Annotated in this window: 20 protein-coding genes; 11 read left to right on the top strand and 9 right to left on the bottom strand. The window is 65.1% G+C overall.

Going from position 1 to position 19,604, the window contains the following annotated elements; translation table 11 throughout:
- On the bottom strand, positions 1-594 hold the full coding sequence (locus tag IFT98_RS11845; protein WP_192048829.1) for a DUF2796 domain-containing protein: 594 nt from the start codon (positions 592-594) through the stop codon (positions 1-3).
- A gap of 182 nt (positions 595-776) precedes the next feature.
- Here IFT98_RS11845 and IFT98_RS11840 point away from each other — a divergent pair, with 182 nt between their 5' ends.
- Positions 777-1,133 carry a hypothetical protein gene (locus tag IFT98_RS11840; protein WP_192048827.1) on the top strand — a complete coding sequence of 119 codons (357 nt, stop codon included), beginning with the start codon at positions 777-779 and terminating at the stop codon, positions 1,131-1,133.
- 44 nt (positions 1,134-1,177) lie between these two features.
- On the opposite strand, the gene trxA is transcribed toward IFT98_RS11840, so the two are convergent.
- Positions 1,178-2,050 (bottom strand): thioredoxin, encoded by an 873-nt coding sequence (trxA, locus tag IFT98_RS11835; protein ID WP_192048826.1) that lies wholly within the window; start codon positions 2,048-2,050, stop codon positions 1,178-1,180.
- 100 nt (positions 2,051-2,150) lie between these two features.
- A complete protein-coding gene (locus IFT98_RS11830; protein ID WP_192048824.1) occupies positions 2,151-2,606 on the bottom strand; it encodes a YbaY family lipoprotein in 456 nt (151 codons plus the stop codon).
- 107 nt (positions 2,607-2,713) lie between these two features.
- On the opposite strand from IFT98_RS11830, the gene nrdR reads away from it, so the two are divergent.
- The 10 genes from nrdR (at position 2,714) to ribA (ending at position 10,304) form a co-directional block, all read left to right on the top strand.
- Positions 2,714-3,178 (top strand): transcriptional regulator NrdR, encoded by a 465-nt coding sequence (gene nrdR / locus IFT98_RS11825; RefSeq protein WP_161804299.1) that lies wholly within the window; start codon positions 2,714-2,716, stop codon positions 3,176-3,178.
- Between the two features lie 5 nt (positions 3,179-3,183).
- The gene (gene ribD, locus IFT98_RS11820; protein WP_446730829.1) at positions 3,184-4,347 is read left to right on the top strand and encodes a bifunctional diaminohydroxyphosphoribosylaminopyrimidine deaminase/5-amino-6-(5-phosphoribosylamino)uracil reductase RibD; all 1,164 of its coding nucleotides are present in this window, start codon (positions 3,184-3,186) and stop codon (positions 4,345-4,347) included.
- A 45-nt stretch (positions 4,348-4,392) separates the two neighbouring features.
- Entirely contained in the window at positions 4,393-5,055 is a 663-nt protein-coding gene (locus tag IFT98_RS11815) for a riboflavin synthase (protein WP_192048820.1), read from the top strand.
- A 34-nt stretch (positions 5,056-5,089) separates the two neighbouring features.
- The gene (gene ribBA / locus IFT98_RS11810) at positions 5,090-6,181 is read left to right on the top strand and encodes a bifunctional 3,4-dihydroxy-2-butanone-4-phosphate synthase/GTP cyclohydrolase II (RefSeq protein WP_192048818.1); all 1,092 of its coding nucleotides are present in this window, start codon (positions 5,090-5,092) and stop codon (positions 6,179-6,181) included.
- A gap of 132 nt (positions 6,182-6,313) precedes the next feature.
- Positions 6,314-6,790 (top strand): 6,7-dimethyl-8-ribityllumazine synthase, encoded by a 477-nt coding sequence (ribH, locus tag IFT98_RS11805; RefSeq protein ID WP_122475602.1) that lies wholly within the window; start codon positions 6,314-6,316, stop codon positions 6,788-6,790.
- Complete coding sequence (nusB, locus tag IFT98_RS11800; RefSeq protein ID WP_122475600.1) at positions 6,787-7,287, top strand: transcription antitermination factor NusB; 501 nt, start codon at positions 6,787-6,789, stop codon at positions 7,285-7,287. Before ribH ends, nusB begins: the two co-directional genes overlap by 4 nt.
- 17 nt (positions 7,288-7,304) lie before the next feature.
- Positions 7,305-8,270, top strand: coding sequence for a thiamine-phosphate kinase (gene thiL / locus IFT98_RS11795; RefSeq protein WP_192048892.1), 966 nt, complete (start codon positions 7,305-7,307; stop codon positions 8,268-8,270).
- Positions 8,267-8,776: a phosphatidylglycerophosphatase A family protein gene (locus IFT98_RS11790; RefSeq protein ID WP_049860803.1), complete on the top strand. Its 510-nt coding sequence runs from the start codon at positions 8,267-8,269 to the stop codon at positions 8,774-8,776. The genes thiL and IFT98_RS11790 overlap by 4 nt, the downstream gene beginning before the upstream one ends.
- Positions 8,777-8,813: 37 nt before the next feature.
- The gene (locus tag IFT98_RS11785) at positions 8,814-9,560 is read left to right on the top strand and encodes a substrate-binding periplasmic protein (RefSeq protein WP_192048816.1); all 747 of its coding nucleotides are present in this window, start codon (positions 8,814-8,816) and stop codon (positions 9,558-9,560) included.
- Positions 9,561-9,662: 102 nt separating this feature from the next.
- Positions 9,663-10,304 carry a GTP cyclohydrolase II gene (gene ribA, locus IFT98_RS11780; RefSeq protein ID WP_192048814.1) on the top strand — a complete coding sequence of 214 codons (642 nt, stop codon included), beginning with the start codon at positions 9,663-9,665 and terminating at the stop codon, positions 10,302-10,304.
- Between the two features lie 43 nt (positions 10,305-10,347).
- Here the strand turns inward: ribA and dxs are convergent, their stop codons facing one another.
- The 6 genes from dxs to IFT98_RS11750 form a co-directional block, all read right to left on the bottom strand.
- Positions 10,348-12,246, bottom strand: a complete 1,899-nt coding sequence (dxs, locus tag IFT98_RS11775; RefSeq protein ID WP_192048812.1) for a 1-deoxy-D-xylulose-5-phosphate synthase — start codon at positions 12,244-12,246, stop codon at positions 10,348-10,350.
- 70 nt (positions 12,247-12,316) lie between these two features.
- Entirely contained in the window at positions 12,317-13,204 is an 888-nt protein-coding gene (gene ispA, locus IFT98_RS11770) for a (2E,6E)-farnesyl diphosphate synthase (protein WP_192048810.1), read from the bottom strand.
- Positions 13,201-13,443 carry an exodeoxyribonuclease VII small subunit gene (locus IFT98_RS11765; RefSeq protein ID WP_090360636.1) on the bottom strand — a complete coding sequence of 81 codons (243 nt, stop codon included), beginning with the start codon at positions 13,441-13,443 and terminating at the stop codon, positions 13,201-13,203. Before IFT98_RS11765 ends, ispA begins: the two co-directional genes overlap by 4 nt.
- Before the next feature lie 90 nt (positions 13,444-13,533).
- The gene (locus tag IFT98_RS11760; protein WP_192048808.1) at positions 13,534-14,559 is read right to left on the bottom strand and encodes an NAD(P)-dependent alcohol dehydrogenase; all 1,026 of its coding nucleotides are present in this window, start codon (positions 14,557-14,559) and stop codon (positions 13,534-13,536) included.
- 8 nt (positions 14,560-14,567) lie between these two features.
- Positions 14,568-18,653: an SDR family oxidoreductase gene (locus IFT98_RS11755; protein WP_192048806.1), complete on the bottom strand. Its 4,086-nt coding sequence runs from the start codon at positions 18,651-18,653 to the stop codon at positions 14,568-14,570.
- A 14-nt stretch (positions 18,654-18,667) separates the two neighbouring features.
- Complete coding sequence (locus tag IFT98_RS11750) at positions 18,668-19,582, bottom strand: DMT family transporter (protein ID WP_192048804.1); 915 nt, start codon at positions 19,580-19,582, stop codon at positions 18,668-18,670.
- Positions 19,583-19,604: the final 22 nt, after the last annotated feature.

Genomic DNA, 19,604 nt, shown 5'->3' with positions numbered 1-19,604 from the left:
TCAGAATTTCAGGCTGCTTTGCTTGGGGGTGAGGTCCGTACCCTGCTGGCCGGACGGGCCGATCAGTTGTACCTGAATTTTCTGGGTGGCGGGAAAGGTGCTGAACAAGCGCGCCAGGTCCAGGTGTTCCAGGGCCTGTGGCGAAGCGCAGGTGAAATGGTAGTGCGCATGAATCTCGCTGTGCTCGTGGTGATGCTCTTCACCTTGCTTGGCTTCTGCGGCGTCGTGCTCGTGGTCAGCCTTGTCGCCGAACAACGGGCTTTCCAGCTTCTGCTCGGTGACCTTGCAGTTGGCTGCGGCGGGCAAGCCGAACAGCACCAGCGGTTGCTCCAAAGTCTTGCGTGCCGCGGCGACCTTGGCCTTGTCGGCATCGCTGCTGGCGGCATGCTCGAAGCCGACCAGGTTCATGGCCGGGCTTTGCAGTTCCAGTTCAAGTGACTGACCATCCAGTGCGGCGTCCAGGCGGGCCACGCCATGTTCGTGGGCGCCGAGGCTGCCGTGCTCATGTTCATGCTCATGTTCATGGCCTTCTTCGTGGGCATGAACGACGAATGGCAGCAGGGCGAAGGGTAGAACAAGCATGACACGGCGCATTGGGGAAATCTCGTGGTCTGGGTAAAACGCAATGTTATAACAAATTTACATCCGGTTACCATGCGTCCGTAAAGATTCATGTTCGCTTCAGCAATGCGTGCAGGCGTCGTGAAGTCAAAGGCGGGATTGCTTCACCGGTGGGGCGCTGCTACAACGATGCCTCGTTATGAAAGGGCATCCGCATGATCAGAATCAAAGGCACCGTAGGCAACCTGCCGGTAGACCTGGCCATAGAAATGGACGCTCAGGACTGGGCGCACCTGACCGGTCCCTTCGCGACAGCATCCGAAAGCGCGACAACGGCGGCAACGCCGCCTGCGCAGAGCAAGGCCAGGGCCGAGGACAACGGCGTGTGGCGCAGCGTGCTGTTGCTGCTGGAACAGGCAGGAAGGATAGAGGGCCCAGCGTTGCTGGATCAGGTTCAGGCACTGGTGGGGGACGTGGCGGCTGGCAAGCGGATGCTGGTGCGTTTGCGCCATAGCCCGCAGGTGAAGGTGGAAGCCGGGGCGGATGCACCGGTGTATTGCTGGGTCGGCTAGCGGTGCGGCAGGCCACGTCTTGCGCCGGGGCCTGCCGCAGTCCGTCAGTACAGCGCGGCGAACAGCTTGCGGCGGTAGATGGTCACCAGCGGGTGATCGTTGCCGAGCAGTTCGAACACCTGCAGCAACGTCTTGTGCGGCAGCCCTTCGCCGTAACTGCGATTGCGCGTGAACAGCTGTAGCAGGCCGTCGAGCGCTGCTTCGTAATGCTGGCGCGACAGCTGCTGGACGCACAGCTGATACGCCGCTTCGTCGTCGCCAGGGTCACGGGCCAGGCGCGCCTTGAGGTCGGCCGCATCGGGCAGGGCCTTGGCCTGACGCAGGAACGTCAGCTGCGCCTTGGCACCGGCCAGGGCCGCCTTGTGTTCGTCACCACTCACGGCATCGAGCACCTGTTGCGCTTCGTCCAGCTCGCCGCGTTCGGCCAGGCAGCGAGCGAACAGGATCAACGCGCCTGGATTGGCATTGTCTTCGGCCAGCAGCCCCTTCAAGGTCTGCTCGGCTTCGCCGAAGCGGCTCTCGCTGAACAGGGCCTGTGCCAGTTCCAGTGGATCGGCCGCCGCCGGCGGTGGCATCTGCACATGCGGTTCGAGCAGGGCGCGGATGGCCGACTCAGGTTGTGCGCCAGCGAAGCCATCCACCGGCTGACCATCCTTGAACAACACCACGGTGGGCAGGCTGCGAATGCCGAAGCGGCCAACGATGTCGGGTTCGGCCTCGCAGTCGACTTTGGCCAGAACCAGCTCGCCTGCGTAGCCCTCGGCAATCTGTTGCAGCAAAGGCATCAGCACTTTGCAGGGGGCGCACCATTCGGCCCAGAAATCCACCAGCACGGGCCGGGTAAAGGATTCCTCAATGACGGCCTGGTCGAAGCTGGCCGTAGTAACGTCGATGATGTACGGGGTTTCTTGACTCATGTGAATCTCGAGGATCAACGTTTCGGTGGACTATAAGGGATTCGAATCGGGCCCACCACCGCCGCTCGTTTGGCCCGGTGGTGGGCGTAGGCAGGCCGTGTCAGGGGGCCTTGGTCATTTCCAGGTTGCCCAGCAGCTGGGTGGTGGGCTGGTTGATCTGCACGGCAGGCAGGTGCAGGATCAACTGCCCCGACTGGCTGGCGCGGGCGCGCAGCTCGACCCGCGAACCGGCCGGGAAGGCTTCGGCGGCAAAGCGCAGCTGGAAGGGCAGGGGTTGGCCGGTGCCCCGCTGCTTGGCGCTGGACAGCAGTTTCTGCGGCCGACCGCGGGAATCGATCACCAACAGCGCCATCTCGACTTCGGCGCCGGCGGGTACGCCGATCAGGTTGCCGCTGAGCTGGCGCTGGTAGGCGGGCAATGGCCCAAGTTCCACGGGCGCCTTGATGACGGGTGCCGCTGCGGGCGGGGCGACGGTGGCCACCGGCTTGGGCGCATCACTGCTGCAGGCAGCGAGCAGGCTGAAGAGAGCGAGCAGAACGAGCGACTTGGACGGCATTTCGAAACCCAGCGAAAGTAGAACCGTCTGTATACCGCAAAGCCCCGGGCTTGTCTTGCCAGTGGGATGCGCTACCATGGCCCTCCCTTTTTTTGTTGCCTGCCACCATGCACTGTCCCTTCTGCGGTGCCAACGACACCAAGGTCATCGACTCACGATTGGTCGCCGAGGGCGAGCAAGTACGCCGGCGCCGTGAGTGCCTGGCTTGCGGTGAGCGTTTCACCACCTTCGAAACCGCCGAACTGGTGCTCCCGCGACTGATCAAGCAAGACGGCAGCCGCCAGCCTTTCGACGAAGAAAAACTGCGCGCGGGCATGCAGCGAGCGCTGGAAAAGCGCCCTGTCAGTGTCGAACGCCTCGAAGCGGCACTGGTGCACATCAAGCATCAGTTGCGCGCCACGGGCGAACGCGAGGTCAAGTCGCTGGTCGTCGGCGAGTGGGTCATGACCGAGCTGCAAAAGCTCGATGAAGTGGCCTACATCCGTTTCGCTTCGGTGTACCGGCGCTTCCAGGACCTGGACGAGTTTCGCGAGGAAATCGACCGCCTGGCGCGCGAGCCGGCCAAGGAGTGATGAGCATGTCCGACCCGACGGCCGGCGATGCCCGGCACATGGCCCGTGCTCTGGAGTTGGCGCGCAAGGGCGTGTATTCCACTCATCCCAATCCGCGCGTGGGTTGCGTGATCGTGCGTGACGGTGAAACGGTCGGCGAAGGTTGGCACGTCCAGGCCGGCGGCCCCCATGCCGAAGTGCATGCCCTGCGCCAGGCCGGCACCCGCGCGCAGGGCGCCACGGCCTATGTAACGCTCGAACCGTGCAGCCACTACGGGCGTACGCCGCCATGCGCCGAGGCGTTGGTCGAAGCTGGCGTGGCGCGGGTGGTGGTGGCCATGCAGGACCCCAATCCGCAGGTGGCCGGGCAGGGCCTGGAGCGCCTGCGGCAAGCGGGCATTGCCGTCACGTGCCCGCTGCTCGCCGCCGAGGCGCGGGCGCTGAACCCCGGATTTCTCAAGCGCATGGAGCACGGCCAGCCCTTCGTCCGGGTGAAACTGGCCATGAGCCTGGACGGGCGCACGGCCATGGCCAGCGGCGAGAGCCAGTGGATCACCGGTGCTGCCGCGCGTTCGGCGGTGCAGCGGCTGCGGGCGCAATCCAGCGCCGTACTGACCGGCGCCGACAGCGTAATTGCCGACGGTGCGCGGATGACCGTGCGCGCCGCCGAGCTGGGGCTGGATGCCGAAGATACCGAGCTGGCAACGCGCCGCGTACCGCTGCGCATTCTGATCGACGGCCGCCTGCGGGTGCCGCTGGATGCACCGTTCTTTCAGGCCGGCGCTGCGCTGGTCGTCACCTGCGCAGACGCAAAGGAGCACCCCGAATACGTTCAGGCCGGTCACGAGCTGCTGAGCTTGCCGGGCGGGGAGGGGCGGGTCGATCTGCCGGCTCTGTGCCACGAGTTGGCGCGCCGAGGCCTCAACGAAGTCCTGGTGGAAGCCGGAGCGAGCCTGGCAGGGGCTTTCGCCCGCCAGGGCCTGGTGGACGAGTACCAGATATTCATTGCCGCGAAGTTCATGGGCTCCACGGCGCGGCCGTTGCTCGACTGGCCACTGGCGCACATGAGCGAATCGCCGCAGTTGCGGATCATCGACATGACGGCAGTGGGCGACGACTGGCGCGTGATCGCCGTCCCGACCCCGACCCTTGCGCCACAGCCCGCTACGGCCCCGGCAAAGCGCGTATAATTTCCGGCTTGCGCCTGGCGCCAGCCTTGTTCTCGAGGAGGACTCATGTTCACCGGCATCATCGAATCCATCGGCAGCATCCGTGCGTTGACCCCCAAGGGCGGTGACGTGCGCGTACACGTCGACACCGGCAAGCTCGACCTGAGCGACGTCAAGCTCGGCGACAGCATTGCCATCAATGGCGTGTGCCTCACGGCCGTCGAGCTGCCGGGCAACGGCTTCATCGCCGACGTCAGCCGCGAAACCCTGGACTGCACCGCCTTCCACCAGCTCAAGAACGGCAGCCGGGTCAACCTGGAAAAGGCCCTGACTCCCACCACGCGTTTGGGTGGGCACCTGGTCAGCGGCCATGTCGATGGCGTTGGCGAGGTGGTTTCACGCCAGGAAAACGCCCGTGCCGTGGAATTCCGTATCCGCGCGCCGAAAGAGCTGGCCAAGTACATCGCCCACAAGGGCTCGATCACCGTCGACGGCACCAGCCTGACGGTGAACGCCGTGGATGGCGCCGAGTTCGCACTGACGATCATCCCGCACACGCTGAGCGAAACCATCATGGACGACTACCGTCCCGGTCGCCTGGTCAACCTCGAGGTCGATCTGCTGGCGCGCTACCTGGAGCGTCTGCTGCTGGGCGACAAGGCCAGCGAGCCGAGCCAGGGCGCGATCAGCGAAAGCTTCCTGGCGGCCAACGGCTACCTGAAATCCTGAGCAGCGTGCTGTTCTGAACACAAGGGGGTGCCGCGTGGCGCTCAACACGATCGAAGAGCTGGTGGAAGATATCCGCCAGGGCAAGATGGTCATCCTGATGGATGACGAAGACCGCGAAAACGAAGGCGACCTGATCATGGCCGCCGAATGCTGCAAGGCCGAGCACATCAACTTCATGGCCCGCCACGCGCGTGGCCTGATCTGCATGCCGATGACCCGCGAGCGCTGCGAGGCCCTCAAGCTGCCGCTGATGGCGCCGCGCAACGGGTCGGGCTTCGGGACCAAGTTCACCGTGTCCATCGAAGCGGCCACCGGCGTGACCACCGGCATCTCCGCCGCCGACCGCGCCCGCACGGTGCAGGCCGCGGCTGCGGCCGATGCACGCGCCGAGGACATCGTCAGCCCTGGGCACATCTTCCCACTGATGGCCCAGGCGGGCGGCACGCTGGCCCGTGCCGGCCATACCGAGGCCGCCTGCGACCTGGCGCGCATGGCCGGTTTCGAGCCCAGCGGGGTGATCTGCGAGGTGATGAACGACGACGGCACCATGTCGCGCCGTGCCGAGCTGGAGGTGTTCGCAGCCCAGCATGACATCAAGATCGGCACCATTGCCGATCTGATCCACTATCGGATGATCCATGAACGTACCGTTCAGCGGATTGCCGAGCAGCCGCTGGACAGTGAGCTGGGCCAGTTCAACCTGGTGACCTATCGTGATTCGGTGGAAGGCGACGTGCACATGGCGCTGACCCTGGGCACAGTGGTGCCGGACCAGCCGACTCTGGTGCGGGTGCACAACATGGACCCGCTGCGCGACCTGCTGATGGTCAAGCAACCGGGCCGCTGGAGCCTGCGCGCGGCGATGAGCGCGGTTGCCGAGGCCGGCAGCGGCGTGGTGCTGCTGCTCGGCCACCAGCAGGACGGCGACGTGCTGCTGGCGCACCTGCGGGAAAGTGCCGGGCAGGCTGCGGTGAAAACCCCGACCACCTACAGTATCGTCGGCGCCGGTTCGCAGATCCTGCGCGACCTGGGCGTGCGCAAGATGCGCCTGCTCAGTTCGCCGATGAAGTTCAATGCGATATCCGGATTCGATCTGGAAGTTGTAGAATACGTGCCCTCCGAATAAAGACCGGCTGCAAGGGTTGCGGCGGTGCCGATGCACCGGCCTGCCCGTGACCTGCAGTCTCGATGTTCGTGATCCATTATCCGCAGAGGCCGCCTGCAGGCGGCCTGGCTCTTTAAGATGAGACAGACCCGAATGACCCTGAAGACCATCGAAGGTAACTTCATCGCCCCCAAAGGCCGCTACGCCCTGGTGGTTGGCCGCTTCAACAGCTTCGTCGTCGAAAGCCTGGTGAGCGGCGCCGTCGATGCCCTGGTTCGCCACGGCGTCAGTGAAAGCGACATCACCCTGATTCGCGCCCCGGGTGCGTTCGAGATCCCGCTGGTCGCGCAGAAGGTTGCGCAGCAAAGCGAGTACGCCGCGATCATCGCGCTGGGCGCGGTCATTCGCGGCGGCACGCCGCACTTCGAATACGTTGCCGGCGAATGCACCAAGGGTCTGTCCCAGGTGTCGATGGAGTTCGGCGTGCCGGTCGCCTTCGGCGTACTGACCGTGGACACCATCGAGCAGGCCATCGAGCGCTCCGGCACCAAGGCTGGCAACAAGGGTGCGGAAGCTGCGCTTTCTGCCCTGGAAATGGTCAGCCTGCTGGCGCAGTTGGAGGCCAAGTGATCAACGACGAAAGCGATCGCTTCAATCCACGCGATCCTAAGCCTGCGGATGCCGGCAAGCCTTCACGCAGCGCCAAGCGCCGCGAAGCGCGTCAATTGGCGACCCAGGCCCTGTACCAATGGCACATGGCCAAGCACTCGCTGAACGAGATCGAGGCGCAGTTCCGCGTCGACAACGATTTCGGTGACGTCGACGGCGCCTATTTCCGCGAAATCCTGCACGGTGTGCCGGCCAGCCGCGATGAGATCGACAGCGCTTTGGCGCCGTGCCTGGACATCACCATCGACGAGCTCGATCCGGTCGAGTTGGCCGTGCTGCGCTTGTCCACCTGGGAACTGCTCAAGCGGGTCGACGTGCCTTACCGCGTGGTGATCAACGAAGGCATCGAGCTGGCCAAGGTGTTCGGTTCCACCGACGGACACAAATTCGTCAACGGCGTGCTCGACAAGCTGGCGCCGAGCTTGCGTGGCCCGGAAGTGGCAGCGCACAAGCGCTGATCTCCGACATGCAGCCCATGGGCGAATTCGAGCTGATCCGACACTATTTCGCCGCCGCGTCCTGTGCGCGAGCCGGCGACGGTGTGGCCTTGGGCATCGGCGACGATTGCGCCCTGCTGGCGCTGGCGCCGGGCGAACAGATGGCGGTTTCCACCGACACGCTGGTGGCCGGCGTGCATTTTCCCCAGGGTGCCGACCCCCTCCTGTTGGGTCAGCGCGCCCTGGCTGTCGCGGCCAGCGATCTGGCCGCCATGGGTGCCAGCCCCCTGGGGTTCACCTTGGCCCTGACCCTGCCCAGCTTTTCGGCGCAGTGGCTGCAAGGGTTCGCCACCGGCCTGGATGCCATGGCCGAGCGCTGCGGCCTGCGCCTGGTCGGTGGTGACACCACACGTGGCCCTTTGAGCCTGACCCTGACCGTGTTCGGCCGTCTGCCCCAAGGCTTGGCGCTGACGCGCAGTGGTGCCCGACCGGGTGATCTGCTGTGCGTCGGCGGCAGGCTGGGCGACGCTGCGGGTGCGCTGCCGCTGGTGCTTGGCCAGCGACATGCCGAGCCTGCGGTGGCCGGGCCCTTGCTGGCTCACTACTGGTCACCGCTGCCGCAATTCGCGCTGGGCCAGGCCTTGCGGGGCAGGGCCAGCGCGGCGCTGGACATTTCCGACGGCCTGTTGGCCGACTGCGGCCACATTGCCAGGGCGTCGAAAGTCGCCTTGCGGGTGGAACGCGAGCGACTGCCGGTGTCCAATGCCCTGCAGTCGTTGCTCGGCCTGGAACAGGCCTGGTCAGCGGCGCTGAGCGGGGGGGACGACTATGTACTGGCCTTCACCCTGCCTCCTGAAGAAGAAACCACCCTGCGCGCTCAGGGCGCGGTGTTTTTCGTCATCGGCCAAGCGAGTGTTGGCGAAGGCGTCACGCTGGTCGACCGTCACGGCCAGGACATCACCCCGACTGTTCGGGGCTACCAACATTTTGCGGAGACACCGTGACAGACCATCCCAACCAGGTTCCAGCGGAGTTCGTGCCCCCTTCGGTGTGGCGTAATCCATGGCATTTCCTGGCCTTCGGTTTTGGCTCCGGAACCTTGCCCAAGGCGCCTGGCACCTGGGGATCCATGGTCGCCGTGCCGTTCATTCCGCTGTGGCAGATGTTGCCGGACTGGGGCTACTGGCTGATGCTGGGTGTGAGCATGCTGTTCGGCATCTGGCTGTGCGGCAAGGTCGCCGACGACTTGCGCGTGCACGATCATGAAGGCATCGTCTGGGACGAGATGGTCGGCATGTGGATCACCCTGTGGCTGGTGCCCGAAGGTTGGGTCTGGCTGCTGGTGGGTTTTCTGGTGTTTCGCTTCTTCGATATTCTCAAGCCATGGCCGATCCGCTGGATAGATCGCCACGTCCATGGCGGTGTGGGTATCATGTTCGATGATGTGCTGGCCGGGGTCTTCGCCTGGCTCGCCATGCAGCTGCTGGTGTGGGGCTGGAGCTTCGTGTGAATCGGCCCTGTGCAGGTCGGCTTTGAGGGCGCAACGGATGGCTGGATGGCGAGGGTTGCTGGGAGCAGCGATGCTGTTGGTGTGCTGGGCAGCCAGTGCAGGCGTATCGCTGCAGCCTGCGCGCATCGATCTGGTCAGTGAAGCCTGGGAAGACTACACCAACGCAGATGGCACGGGCCTGGCCTGGGACGTCCTGCGCGAGGTGTTCCAACCGGCAGGTATCACAGTAGTCACACGCAGCGAGCCCTATATCCGTTCCGTCGGGCTGGTGCAGCAGGGTCAGGCCGATGCCTGGGTCGGTTCCTACCAGAACGAGGCGCATGCCCTGTACCCGCGCTGGCATTACGACACCGATCATATCTTCGCCTTGAGCCTGGCCGACAAGCCTCAGGTCGATTTCGCCAGCCTGGGCGGCTATCGCCTGGCTTGGGTGCGCGGCTACCAATTCCAGAAGTACCTGCCCAACGCGCGTACCTACAATGAGGTCCAGCGCCGCACCGGCATTCTGTCTATGCTCGAACACGATCGTGCCGACTACTACGTCGATGCCCTGACCGAAATCGAAGTGATCCTGCGCCAGGCGGTCGAGCCCGAGCGTTTCAAGCGCGTGCACGTGGCCGAGTTGCCGCTGTACCTGGGGTTCAGCGACAGTGCGCGTGGTCGGGCATTGCTCGCCGTCTACGATCAGCGCATGGAACAGTTGGTGAAGACCGGGCAGCTGCGCGGGATCTACCAGCGCTGGGGTCAACCGTATCCGTTCGACCCCCCGTTGCCAGCCCCTTGATCGAGCCGCTGCACAGGCGCCACGATCATCCACTGAGCAGGTGCGCAGAGCTGCTGTTACAATACTGCCCTTGTCAAGTTCATCAAGAATCAGGAGCACCCGGTGCCCGTCGTTTTTGTCGCTGCTTCTCAGCTTCCCACGCCTTTCGCTTTGTTCACCATGCATGGTTTTCTCGATGAGGCCACGGGCCGCGAGCATGTCGTGCTCAGCCTCGGCGATGTGGCGGACGGCGCACCCGTACTGGGGCGCCTGCATTCGGAATGTCTGACCGGGGACGCGCTGTTCAGCCAGCGCTGCGACTGCGGATCGCAACTCGAAGCCGCGTTGCAGGCCATTGCCCGGGAAGGGCGCGGCGTCTTGCTGTACCTGCGGCAGGAAGGCCGGGGGATTGGCTTGCTGAACAAGATCCGTGCCTATGAACTGCAGGACGGCGGCGCCGATACGGTCGAGGCCAATGAGCGCCTGGGCTTCGCTGCCGACCAGCGCGACTACGGCATGTGCGAACCGATGCTCGAGCACCTGGGTGTCAAGGCCCTGCGCCTGATGACCAACAACCCGCGCAAGGTCAAGGCGTTGACCGACATGGGCATCAACGTTGCCGAGCGCGTACCGCTGCACACCGGCCAAAACCCCCACAACAAATACTACCTGGCCACCAAGGCCGGCAAGCTTGGCCACATGATGGGCAGCGAGCATCAGGGTGAAGTGGTCGGCACGATCCGCAAGGGTAGCGAAGGGGTGTAGCGCGGTGCAGGGCTGACCATGTCAGCCCTGCACCGAAGTGGCGTCAGCGTTGCAGCAGGCGCTGGCGCAGGGTAATGGCAGCTTCGATACCCACCGCATCCAGGCCGCATTCAGCGAGCATCTGCGCCGGCTTGGCGTGTTCCACATAGGCATCTGGCAAGCCCAGGTGCAGCACGGGCTTGAGCACGCCTTCGCGGGCCAGGAATTCACTGACCGCCGAACCTGCACCACCCATGATGGCATTCTCTTCGAGGGTGACCAGCAGATCGTGGCCGTCGGCCAGTTCACGTACCAGTTGCTCGTCCAGTGGCTTGACGAAGCGCATGTCGGCGACGGTGGCATCCAGCTTTTGCGCCACTGTCAGCGCCTCGGCCAACTGCACGCCGAACACCAGAATGGCGACTCCGCGACCCTGCCGGCGGACTACGCCCTTGCCGATCTCGATGCTGTCCAGGCCTTGGTGGATCGCCGCGCCCGGACCGTTGCCGCGTGGATAGCGGACGGCCGCCGGACCTGGGTGATGGTGGCCGGTGCTGAGCATCAGACGCAGCTCGTTTTCGTCGCTGGGCGTCATCACCAGCATGCCGGGGATGCAGCGCAGGTACGACAGGTCGTAGCTGCCGGCATGGGTCGGACCGTCCTCGCCGACCAGGCCGGCGCGGTCGATGGCGAACAGCACGTCGAGGTTCTGCACCGCCACGTCGTGGATCAGCTGATCGTAACCGCGCTGCAGGAATGTCGAATAAATCGCCACCACTGGCTTGGCGCCTTCGCAGGCCATGCCGGCCGCCAGGGTCACCGCATGCTGTTCGGCAATGGCGACGTCGAAGTAACGCTCGGGGAAACGTTCGCTGAAGGCAACCAGGTCCGAGCCTTCCTTCATGGCTGGGGTGATGCCGACCAGGCGCGAATCGGCTTCCGCCATGTCGCACAGCCACTGTCCGAACACGCCCGAGTACTTCGGCCCGCTGGCTTTGGCGGGAGCCACGACCGGAGCGTCGAGCGGGTCGAGCTTGGTGATGGCGTGGTAGCCGATCGGATCGACCTCGGCCGGGGCGAAGCCCTTGCCCTTCTTGGTGACCACATGCAGAAACTGCGGACCCTTGAGGTCGCGCATGTTGCGCAGGGTGGCCACCAGGGTTGGCAGGTCATGGCCATCGATGGGGCCGATGTAGTTCCAGCCCAGTTCTTCGAACAGGGTGCCGGGGACCAGCATGCCCTTGGCGTATTCCTCGGTGCGACGGGCGATTTCCCAGGCGCCAGGCAGGCGCGACAGTACTTTCTTGCTGCCTTCGCGCATGCTGGTGTAGGTGCGGCTGGAGAGAATCTTGGCCAGGTAGTTGGACAGTCCGCCGACGTTGCGCGAGATCGACATGTCGTTGTCGTTGAGGATCACCAGCATGTCGGCGTTGACTTCCGGCGCGTGGTTGAGCGCCTCGAAGGCCATGCCGGCAGTCAGCGCGCCATCGCCGATCACGGCAATGGCCTTGCGTCCGCTGTTCTGCAGACGTGCGCCGATGGCCATGCCCAGGGCGGCGCTGATGGAGGTGCTGGAGTGACCGACGCCGAAGGTGTCGTATTCACTTTCGCTGCGCCGCGGAAAGGCGGCGATGCCGTCCTTCTGGCGCAGGCTGGCCATGCGCTCGCGGCGGCCGGTGAGGATCTTGTGAGGGTAGGCCTGGTGGCCGACGTCCCACACCAGACGATCGTCGGGCGTGTCGAAAACGTAGTGCAGGGCGATGGTCAGCTCTATGACGCCCAGGCCGGCACCGAAATGCCCACCGGTCTGGCCGACCGTATAGAGCAGCTCCTGGCGCAGTTCGTCTGCCAGTGTTTCGAGCTCGGCTTCGCCCAGACGGCGCAGGCCGGCAGGAGTGTCAGCACGGTCGAGCAGAGGCGTCGCCGGGCGTTCGCGGGGGATCTCTTGAAACGTCGTGGGCATCAGGCGAATCGTTATGAGTTCTAGGAATGGGGCAGTTTACCTGATGCGGCGTCGGGTGCGCACGCGCTCGTCAGTTGCGTCGCGCCACAATGTAACGTGCCAGTTCGCGCAACGGCTCGGCAGCGGCATCGAATGGATGCAATGCATGCAGCGCCTGATCGCGCAGATCCAGCGCATAGGCCTTGGCTGCATCAAGCCCGAGCAGCGCCGGGTAGGTCGGTTTGTTCAAGGCGATATCGGCACCTTGGCGTTTGCCCAGGGTGGCGGTATCGCTTTCGACGTCGAGGATGTCGTCCTGCACCTGGAAAGCCAACCCAACCGCTCGCGCATAAGTCTGCAGGCACTCGAGCTGTGACGGCTGTGCCCGCGCGCTGGCCAGCGCGCCGAGGCGTACGCTGGCCTCGATCAGGGCGCCGGTCTTGTGCCGGTGCATGAACTCGAGCGCCTGCTGGTTCAACTGCAGGCCCACCGAGCCCAGGTCGATGGCCTGGCCGCCGACCATGCCGGCCGGGCCAGCAGCCTGTGCCAGCACCTGGACCATGCTCAGTCGTATGGCATCGCTTTGCGGGCTCAGGGTCGGGTCGAGCAGCGCGGTGAAAGCCAGGCTTTGCAGGCCATCGCCGGCCAGGATCGCGCAGGCTTCGTCGAACGCCTTGTGCGTGGTGGGCTGGCCACGGCGCAGATCGTCGTCGTCCATGGCAGGAAGATCGTCGTGCACCAGCGAGTAGGCGTGGATCAGCTCGACCGCGCAGGCAGCGCCGTTGGCCTGGGTGGCATCGGCGCCCAATGCCTCGCAGGCAGCATAGGCGAGCAGCGGGCGGACGCGCTTGCCCCCGTTCATCACGCTGTAGCGCATGGCCTGGTACAGCCGGGTCAGCTCGGCCGAAGGCGGCACGAACAGACCTTGCAGGGCGCCATCCACACGCTGTTGGCAGAGAGCCTGGTAGGCGGCGATCATTCAGGCTGTTCCGTATCGAAGGGTTCTTCGGTGAGCTCGCCGTCCTTTTCCAGCAGGACCTGGACTTTCTGTTCGGCTTGGGCCAACGCGCTCTGGCAGTCGCGGGTAAGACGGATGCCGTTCTCGAAAGCGCTCAGCGAGTCTTCCAGCGACAGCTCGCCGTTCTCCAGGCGTTCGACCAGCGTCTGCAGGTCGGCCAGGGATTGTTCGAAATCCAGGGATGCTTTTTTGCGGGCCATGGCAGCGGTCTCGGCGAGAAGGATTGAAACCGGGCGACGTTAGCAGACGGGCGGCTGCGGGGCAAATGGAGCGCCGCGCCCAAGCCGCGCTTAAAGAGCCTGGACCGGCTCTTCGCCGACCTGCATCACCGCTCGATAGTGGACTCGTCCTTTGCGCAATTGCCGTATGGCGTGGTTGACATCTTCCAGCGGCCACGACTGCACCCAGGGCCGCACTTGGCGCGCCGCCGCGAAAGCCAGGGTGTCTCGGATATCCTGACGCCCACCGACGTTGGCGGTGGTGATGCTCAGCGTCTTGTACATCATGGCCGCGACATCGAATGTCACCGGCGGTGGCATACCGGCGAAACACAGCACGCCGAAGGGCCGGAGCATGTCGACGATGGCCGACCAGTCGCACGCGACCGCGCTGGTCACCAGGATGTAGTCGAAAGCATTGCGCACTTGCTTGCAGTCCACTGGTTTGCTGAGGTCGATGAAACGGTTGGCGCCCAGGGTCAGGGCATCGCGCTGCTTGTGCGGGCTGCTCGAGAGCGCTGTGACGCGGCAGCCGCGCTTGGCCGCGAACTGGATGGCAAGATGGCCCAAGCCACCGATGCCGACGATGCCGACGGCCATGCCAGGCCAGGTGGCGCGCTTGAGCGCCGTGTGCACGGTGACACCGGCGCACAGCAGGGGCGCGGCGTGCTCACTGCTCAACTCGTCGGGGATGGAGAACACGAAACGGCTGTCGCAGTACAGGTAGTCGGCAAGCCCACCCTGTTCTCCATGGGTACAGGTGGCGATCAGGCAAGGGCAGTGCTGCTCCTCGCCACGCAGACAGAATTCACATGCCAGGCAGGAGCTGCGGTACCAGCCGACGCCGACGCGTTGGCCCAGGCGCAGCCCGGCTACGTTTTCACCCACGGCGCTGACGCGGCCGATCACTTCATGCCCGCACACCTGGGGATAGACACTGGCCTCGCCCCAGTGGCCATCTATCAGGTGTAGATCGCTGCTGCACAGACCGCAATGAGTGATCTGAATCTCCACATCCATCGGCCGCAGCGGCGGGCTGCGGTAGCTGAGCGTCATCAGTTCACGCTGGCGTTGCGCTGCCGCCCAGGCGGTGACCATTCGCCCATTCATCGACTGGCCTGCCCGAGGGTCTGCAGCAATTGCCGAGTCAGTCGGGCGGCCCACTGTGGGCTGAGGCGAATCGGCGAGGTGGCGGGAAACTCGAAATCGTTGCGCGGCGATGGGGCGGTCAGGTCGTCGAGAATCATCGGCAGAATCAGGCGGGTCTTGGCAATGATCGGGTGCTGACGGGAGTCGTTGTCCAGGCGCAGCCGCCAGCGCTCCAGGGGCAGCGGCGCGAAGCTGCCGGCTGCGAGGTTGTCGGCGACCCATCCGCACAGGATCTGCCAGGACAGGGCGCCGTGTGGATGACACAGGTTCGAGGCCCGGCCCAGACTGCCGGCGGGCGCCTGGAGCGCCAGGTTTGCCATGATCTGTGCGGCAACGTCGACAGGCGTCAGATTGACACCCCCTTCCAGGTCGGCCGGCCAGCATCCCAGCAGCATGCATGCGCCCAACAGCAGGCACACGTAGTCGTTATCGTTGATGGTACTGCGCTCGACCTCCAGCGGCGCGGCCAGGTCACCACAGCGGGCGATGATGACCGGCAGGCCATGTTCGCGTGCGGCGTTCAGCGCCAGGGCTTCGGCCACATGCTTGCTTTCCTCGTAGCCTGTACGCGCGCTGCCGCCTGTGGCCAGGGTCGACACCATGATCAGCGGCATCGCACCGTTGAGGGCGAGTTGGACGATCTGGGCGGTGCCTTCGACATTGCCCCGCACCAGGTTGGCGTAAGGCTTGACCCAGTTGACTCCGGCCCCGGCGTGAACCACGCAGTCGACGGTCTGCGTGAGGCTCTGGTAGGCAGCGGGCGACAGCCCCAGGTGCGCAGCCGCCAGGTCGCCGCATTCCATCTGCAACTTGCCGAGCCAGTCCAGGGGGACGCCGGGCGGTACCAGACCATGGCGTTGCAGGCTGCCCAGGCAGCGCCGACGCGCGTCCGCCAGGTCCTGAGCGCGCACCAGGCAAATGACCTGCTCGACCTCGGGCTGGCGGGCCAGGGCAGCGAGCAGGAAGGCGCCGAAAAAGCCCGTGGCGCCGGTCAGCAGGATGCGCTTGCCTGGTTTGGTCCGATAGGCGTGAAGAATGTCTTCCCCGCGCAGCGGCCCGGGAATGAAGGCATAGCGCGCCGCCTCCACAGCGACTTCGCGCAGGATCGCTGCGGCGGGCAGCCCGGCCCGAGCGCGATCAATGGCCAGAGCCATGCCTTGCAGGCGGGTGTCTTCGAGCAGCGCCGCCAGCGAAAGCTGCACGTCGAAGCTGTGGTTGAGCTCGAGCAGCAATTCGCTCAGTTGCAGGCTGCCGCCGCGGTCGAAGAAATCATCGTCCGGGTGCAGTGCGGGGATATCGTTGCCCAACACTGCCTGCCACACCGTGGAAACCTGAGCCTGGGTGGCGGTCAGCGACACCTCATCCTCGGGCAGCGGCACGGCCTGGCTCAAGTGCGCGTCGCTCAGCGGCTCGCGCTTCTGATTGTGACCGGCACCCAGGCTGGCCACGGCATAGTAGGCGCTGGGCACGGCGAAGAACGGCAAGTGCAGGCTGGCCCAGGCGCGCAGGGCCGTGGCCGTGGGCAGATGCGCCGGGCTTGCGGGGACGACGTAGGCCAGCAACTGGCGGGCGGCGCCCTCGTGCCGGCTGCCGATGCAGGTCTGGACCACCAGCGGGTGGCTGTTCAAGACCTGCTCCACGTGTTCCGGATGCACCTTGTAGCCACGTATCTTGAGGTGGGCACTGTCGCGTCCGAGCAACTGCAGGCGACCGTTGCCCAGCCAGACCACACGGTCGCCGGTGTCGAACAGCCCGCCGTTGGGTAGCGGGACGTTGCTCGGCTGGCCTAGATAACCGCGTAAAAGCCCCGGTGTGCGCAGATGCAGGTGGCCTGCGCCGCCGCGGGGCACGGCCTGGCCTTGCCGGTCGAGCACACGCGCCTCCACGCCCTTGATCAACTGCAACGTGCCGTCGTCGTGCTTGAGGGCGACGTCACCGGCTTCGTTGGAACCGTACAGGTCGATCAGGCAGCAGTTGGGCAGCAACGCCTGTACCTGGGAACGCAGGGCCGCCGACAGGCTCTCGCCGCTGCTCCAGAGTACCCGCAGGCCTGCACAGCAGGACACGAAGCGAATTTCTTCGCGGACCAGCCCCTGCAACAGCGAGGGGGTGATCATGATCTGCTGCAAATGGTTGTCGGCAATGAAGTCCATCAGACGCAACGGATCCAGCACCACCTCATCGGCGATGACCACCGTGGTGCATCGACTGAGCAGCGGGTAATACAGGTAGCCGGTCAGCCAGGCATTCAGGCCTACGCGTTGCCCCGGTTGCAGGTAGGTCTGCCACAGGCTCAGGGAATCGAGCACGGCAGGTGCTGGCATCAGCGCCACCTTGGCCGGGCCGCTGGTGCCCGAGGTCAACAAGCCGTAGGCGATTGGCGGATGCGTGCGAGCCCACGGCGGGCAGTCCGCAGGCGCCTGGCGGGCAAACTGGCCTTCCAACATATGGGGTTGTGCAGCCGGTAGTTGCCGTGCGCTATCGGCGTCGCACAGCACCAGGCACTCGCCCAGGCGCTCCAGCAACTGCTGGCAATGGTGAGCGCTGTACCAGGCAGGTACCTCGAGATAGGGCCGGCCTGCCAGGGCACAGGCAGTCATGGCAACGGCGGTGTGAATGTTCTTGCGTTTGAACAGCACCGCCCACGCGGCGGGCGCCAGGCGGGCCTGCAAGACCCTCGCCAGCTGCTGCGCGCGGTCGTGCAACTGCTGCAGGGTCAGGCTGTCGCGTCCATCGCTGACGGCAATGTGATCCGGGTCGGCAGCCACGGCGGCGCTGAACGTGTCCAGCCAATCGGGAACGGCTGCCGCGCTTTGGTTGTAATGGTTGAACGTCGCCCAGTCATCGAGGCTGCGTTCGCGCAAACGCTGCAGGTGCAAGGCACAGGCCTGGGGCGCGGGCAATGGCGAAGGGCCGGTCCGGCCTTGGGCGTCCAGCAGGTGGAAGCCGGTTTCGGTCAGCAGGCCGATCACGCATGCCTGCGCCGCCAGCCTGTCGATCAACGGCTGCTGCCCGGCGGCGGCTGTTTCGCTGCACGCCAGCAGCAGTGGCTGGCCGATCAGATCGTGCAGTTCGGGCAGCTTTCCGGCGTCCGTGGACATGAGTGCCAGCGTGTCGAGGGCGTGGCAGTTCACTTCGGGGAATTGGGCAATGCTCCAGAGCAGGTGGCTGAGATCTTCGCCGCCACGGTGCAACAGGACGATATCCAGCTGCGCCGACGGCGCGCGATGCAGGCTGCGCAGCAGGCCGGCGGGACTGCCCGGCCGATGCCGGCCAGCCAGCAGGGCGAAGAATCGCCAGGTGAGTTGGGCACTGGCTGCGCATTCGCCGACCACCGCAGGGTAGGGCTGGTCGGGATGATGCACGGCGGCGAAACCGGTCGAGCGCTGAGCCTCTTCGTGCCAGCCCTTGAAAAACTGCCAGGCGGGCACCTCGTGCGCTTGCCATTGCAGCATGGCTGCACTGAACGGCACGCCGATGAAATCACACAGGGAGCTCAAGCCGCCTGTGCTGTCTTGCATCAGGTCGTGATCGCTTTCCAGGGCCAGCAAACTTTGGGCCGGACACGCCCGCTGCACGCGCCAGTACAGTGCCAACAGTTCCTCGAACCCTGACTCGTCGGGATCGAACCAGGTATTTTCGCCCTGGGTGCCGACGCGATACAGCGAGCGCATGACCGCCAGTGGCTCGCGCACCAGAAACACGTGCTTGAACTGCTGCAGCCAGCCATCGTCGATCTGGGCGAAGTCGCAGAACCAGGCGATTTCCTTGCTCAGCAACACTGACTTGCCCGCAGGCAGCGGGCCGTGGGCGAGTGCCTCCAAGGCCTGGCCGTAGGTCGGGACAGGCTCCCGGTGGCCGGTCCTGCGGCGGGTGTCGAGCACGCTGCGGTACTTGTCGGGCCAGTGCTGCATCAGGAACGGTTCGCTCAGCCGCTCGTGCAGCACGTGCACGGCGGGGTGTTCCATAACACAGCGTTCGAGTGCGGTAGAGCGGCTTCTGGACACGGCCCAGATGATCACTCGCAGCGGTCGCATCAACATGTCCAGCTCCTTGGTCAACTACGCAGCACCCAGACCCCGGATGCGGCAATCAGGCCCATGCCCAGGACCATGCCTGCATCGGGGATTTCCTTGAAAAGAACAAAGCCCCAGAACATCGCGAACAGCAGATAACTGTAATCGAAGGCGCCCACGACCGCGCTCTGACCGATCTGGTAGGCCCTGGCCACGCCGGCGCTCATCAGCACCATGAGGACCGCGAGCACGCCCATCAGCAACCATTGCACAGGCCCCAGCACCACCCAATGCGGCGTCAGGAAGTCGCTGGGCAATGATGGATGGGGCGTACTGAGCAGTTGGTGGCCCAGCAGCATCGTCGCGCCGACCAGGCACAGACACAGGTTCAGGTTCAGCGCCAGTGCCAGCGCCGAGTGATCGTTGCAGCGGGCGCGGGTCAGTACGGCAGCCACGGCATAGAGCAGGGCGGCCAGCACCGGCAGCAGGGTCATGCCGGAAAAATCCGCAGCCGTCGGGCGCAGAATGATCAGCACGCCGACGAAGCCCAGGGCAATGGCCAGCCAGCGGCTGGGGCTCACCTTTTCGCGCAGCACCAGCGCCGACAGCAGGGCAATGAACAGCGGCGCGGTGTAGAGCGCCAGTGCGGCCAGGCTCAGGCTCATGTGCGGCAGGGCCGCATAGAAAGCGATCCACATCAGGGTCAAGGCAGCGCTGCGCAAGAGTATCCAGCGATCGCAGATCAGGTTGCGCCACAGGCTGGCACTTCGCGAAAAACCCAGCCACAGCAGGAGCAGCACGATGGCGATCGAGGAACGAACGACGTACAGCTGCCATACCGTGAAATCGGCACTGCCCAGCTTGATCAGCGCATCGGAAGCGGACACCAGGAATACCGAAGCGGTGATCAGCGCTACGCTTGAGCGTGTGTCGTGGAGAAGCGGTCGCTGTTCCATGCAGAAAGCCCAAGCGGTCTGT

It is taken from the genome of Pseudomonas sp. CFBP 8770 (assembly GCF_014841705.1).
Lineage (GTDB): Bacteria > Pseudomonadota > Gammaproteobacteria > Pseudomonadales > Pseudomonadaceae > Aquipseudomonas.
Note: the sequence above shows the minus strand (reverse complement) of the source record. Positions and strands in the feature narration are given on the sequence as shown.

Bases quoted from the DNA above. Each gene is read 5' to 3' on its own strand.
- trxA (WP_192048826.1), bottom strand. From the start codon at position 2,050: ATGAGTCAAGAAACCCCGTACATCATCGACGTTACTACGGCCAGCTTC.
- IFT98_RS11815 (WP_192048820.1), top strand. From the start codon at position 4,393: ATGTTCACCGGCATCATCGAATCCATCGGCAGCATCCGTGCGTTGACC.
- thiL (WP_192048892.1), top strand. From the start codon at position 7,305: ATGGGCGAATTCGAGCTGATCCGACACTATTTCGCCGCCGCGTCCTGT.
- IFT98_RS11755 (WP_192048806.1), bottom strand. From the start codon at position 18,653: ATGTTGATGCGACCGCTGCGAGTGATCATCTGGGCCGTGTCCAGAAGC.
- ribH (WP_122475602.1), top strand. From the start codon at position 6,314: ATGACCCTGAAGACCATCGAAGGTAACTTCATCGCCCCCAAAGGCCGC.
- IFT98_RS11765 (WP_090360636.1), bottom strand. From the start codon at position 13,443: ATGGCCCGCAAAAAAGCATCCCTGGATTTCGAACAATCCCTGGCCGAC.
- nrdR (WP_161804299.1), top strand. From the start codon at position 2,714: ATGCACTGTCCCTTCTGCGGTGCCAACGACACCAAGGTCATCGACTCA.
- IFT98_RS11785 (WP_192048816.1), top strand. From the start codon at position 8,814: ATGGCTGGATGGCGAGGGTTGCTGGGAGCAGCGATGCTGTTGGTGTGC.
- IFT98_RS11760 (WP_192048808.1), bottom strand. From the start codon at position 14,559: ATGGTCACCGCCTGGGCGGCAGCGCAACGCCAGCGTGAACTGATGACG.
- ribD (WP_446730829.1), top strand. From the start codon at position 3,184: ATGTCCGACCCGACGGCCGGCGATGCCCGGCACATGGCCCGTGCTCTG.
- IFT98_RS11845 (WP_192048829.1), bottom strand. From the start codon at position 594: ATGCGCCGTGTCATGCTTGTTCTACCCTTCGCCCTGCTGCCATTCGTC.
- IFT98_RS11830 (WP_192048824.1), bottom strand. From the start codon at position 2,606: ATGCCGTCCAAGTCGCTCGTTCTGCTCGCTCTCTTCAGCCTGCTCGCT.
- dxs (WP_192048812.1), bottom strand. From the start codon at position 12,246: ATGCCCACGACGTTTCAAGAGATCCCCCGCGAACGCCCGGCGACGCCT.
- IFT98_RS11840 (WP_192048827.1), top strand. From the start codon at position 777: ATGATCAGAATCAAAGGCACCGTAGGCAACCTGCCGGTAGACCTGGCC.
- ispA (WP_192048810.1), bottom strand. From the start codon at position 13,204: ATGATCGCCGCCTACCAGGCTCTCTGCCAACAGCGTGTGGATGGCGCC.
- IFT98_RS11750 (WP_192048804.1), bottom strand. From the start codon at position 19,582: ATGGAACAGCGACCGCTTCTCCACGACACACGCTCAAGCGTAGCGCTG.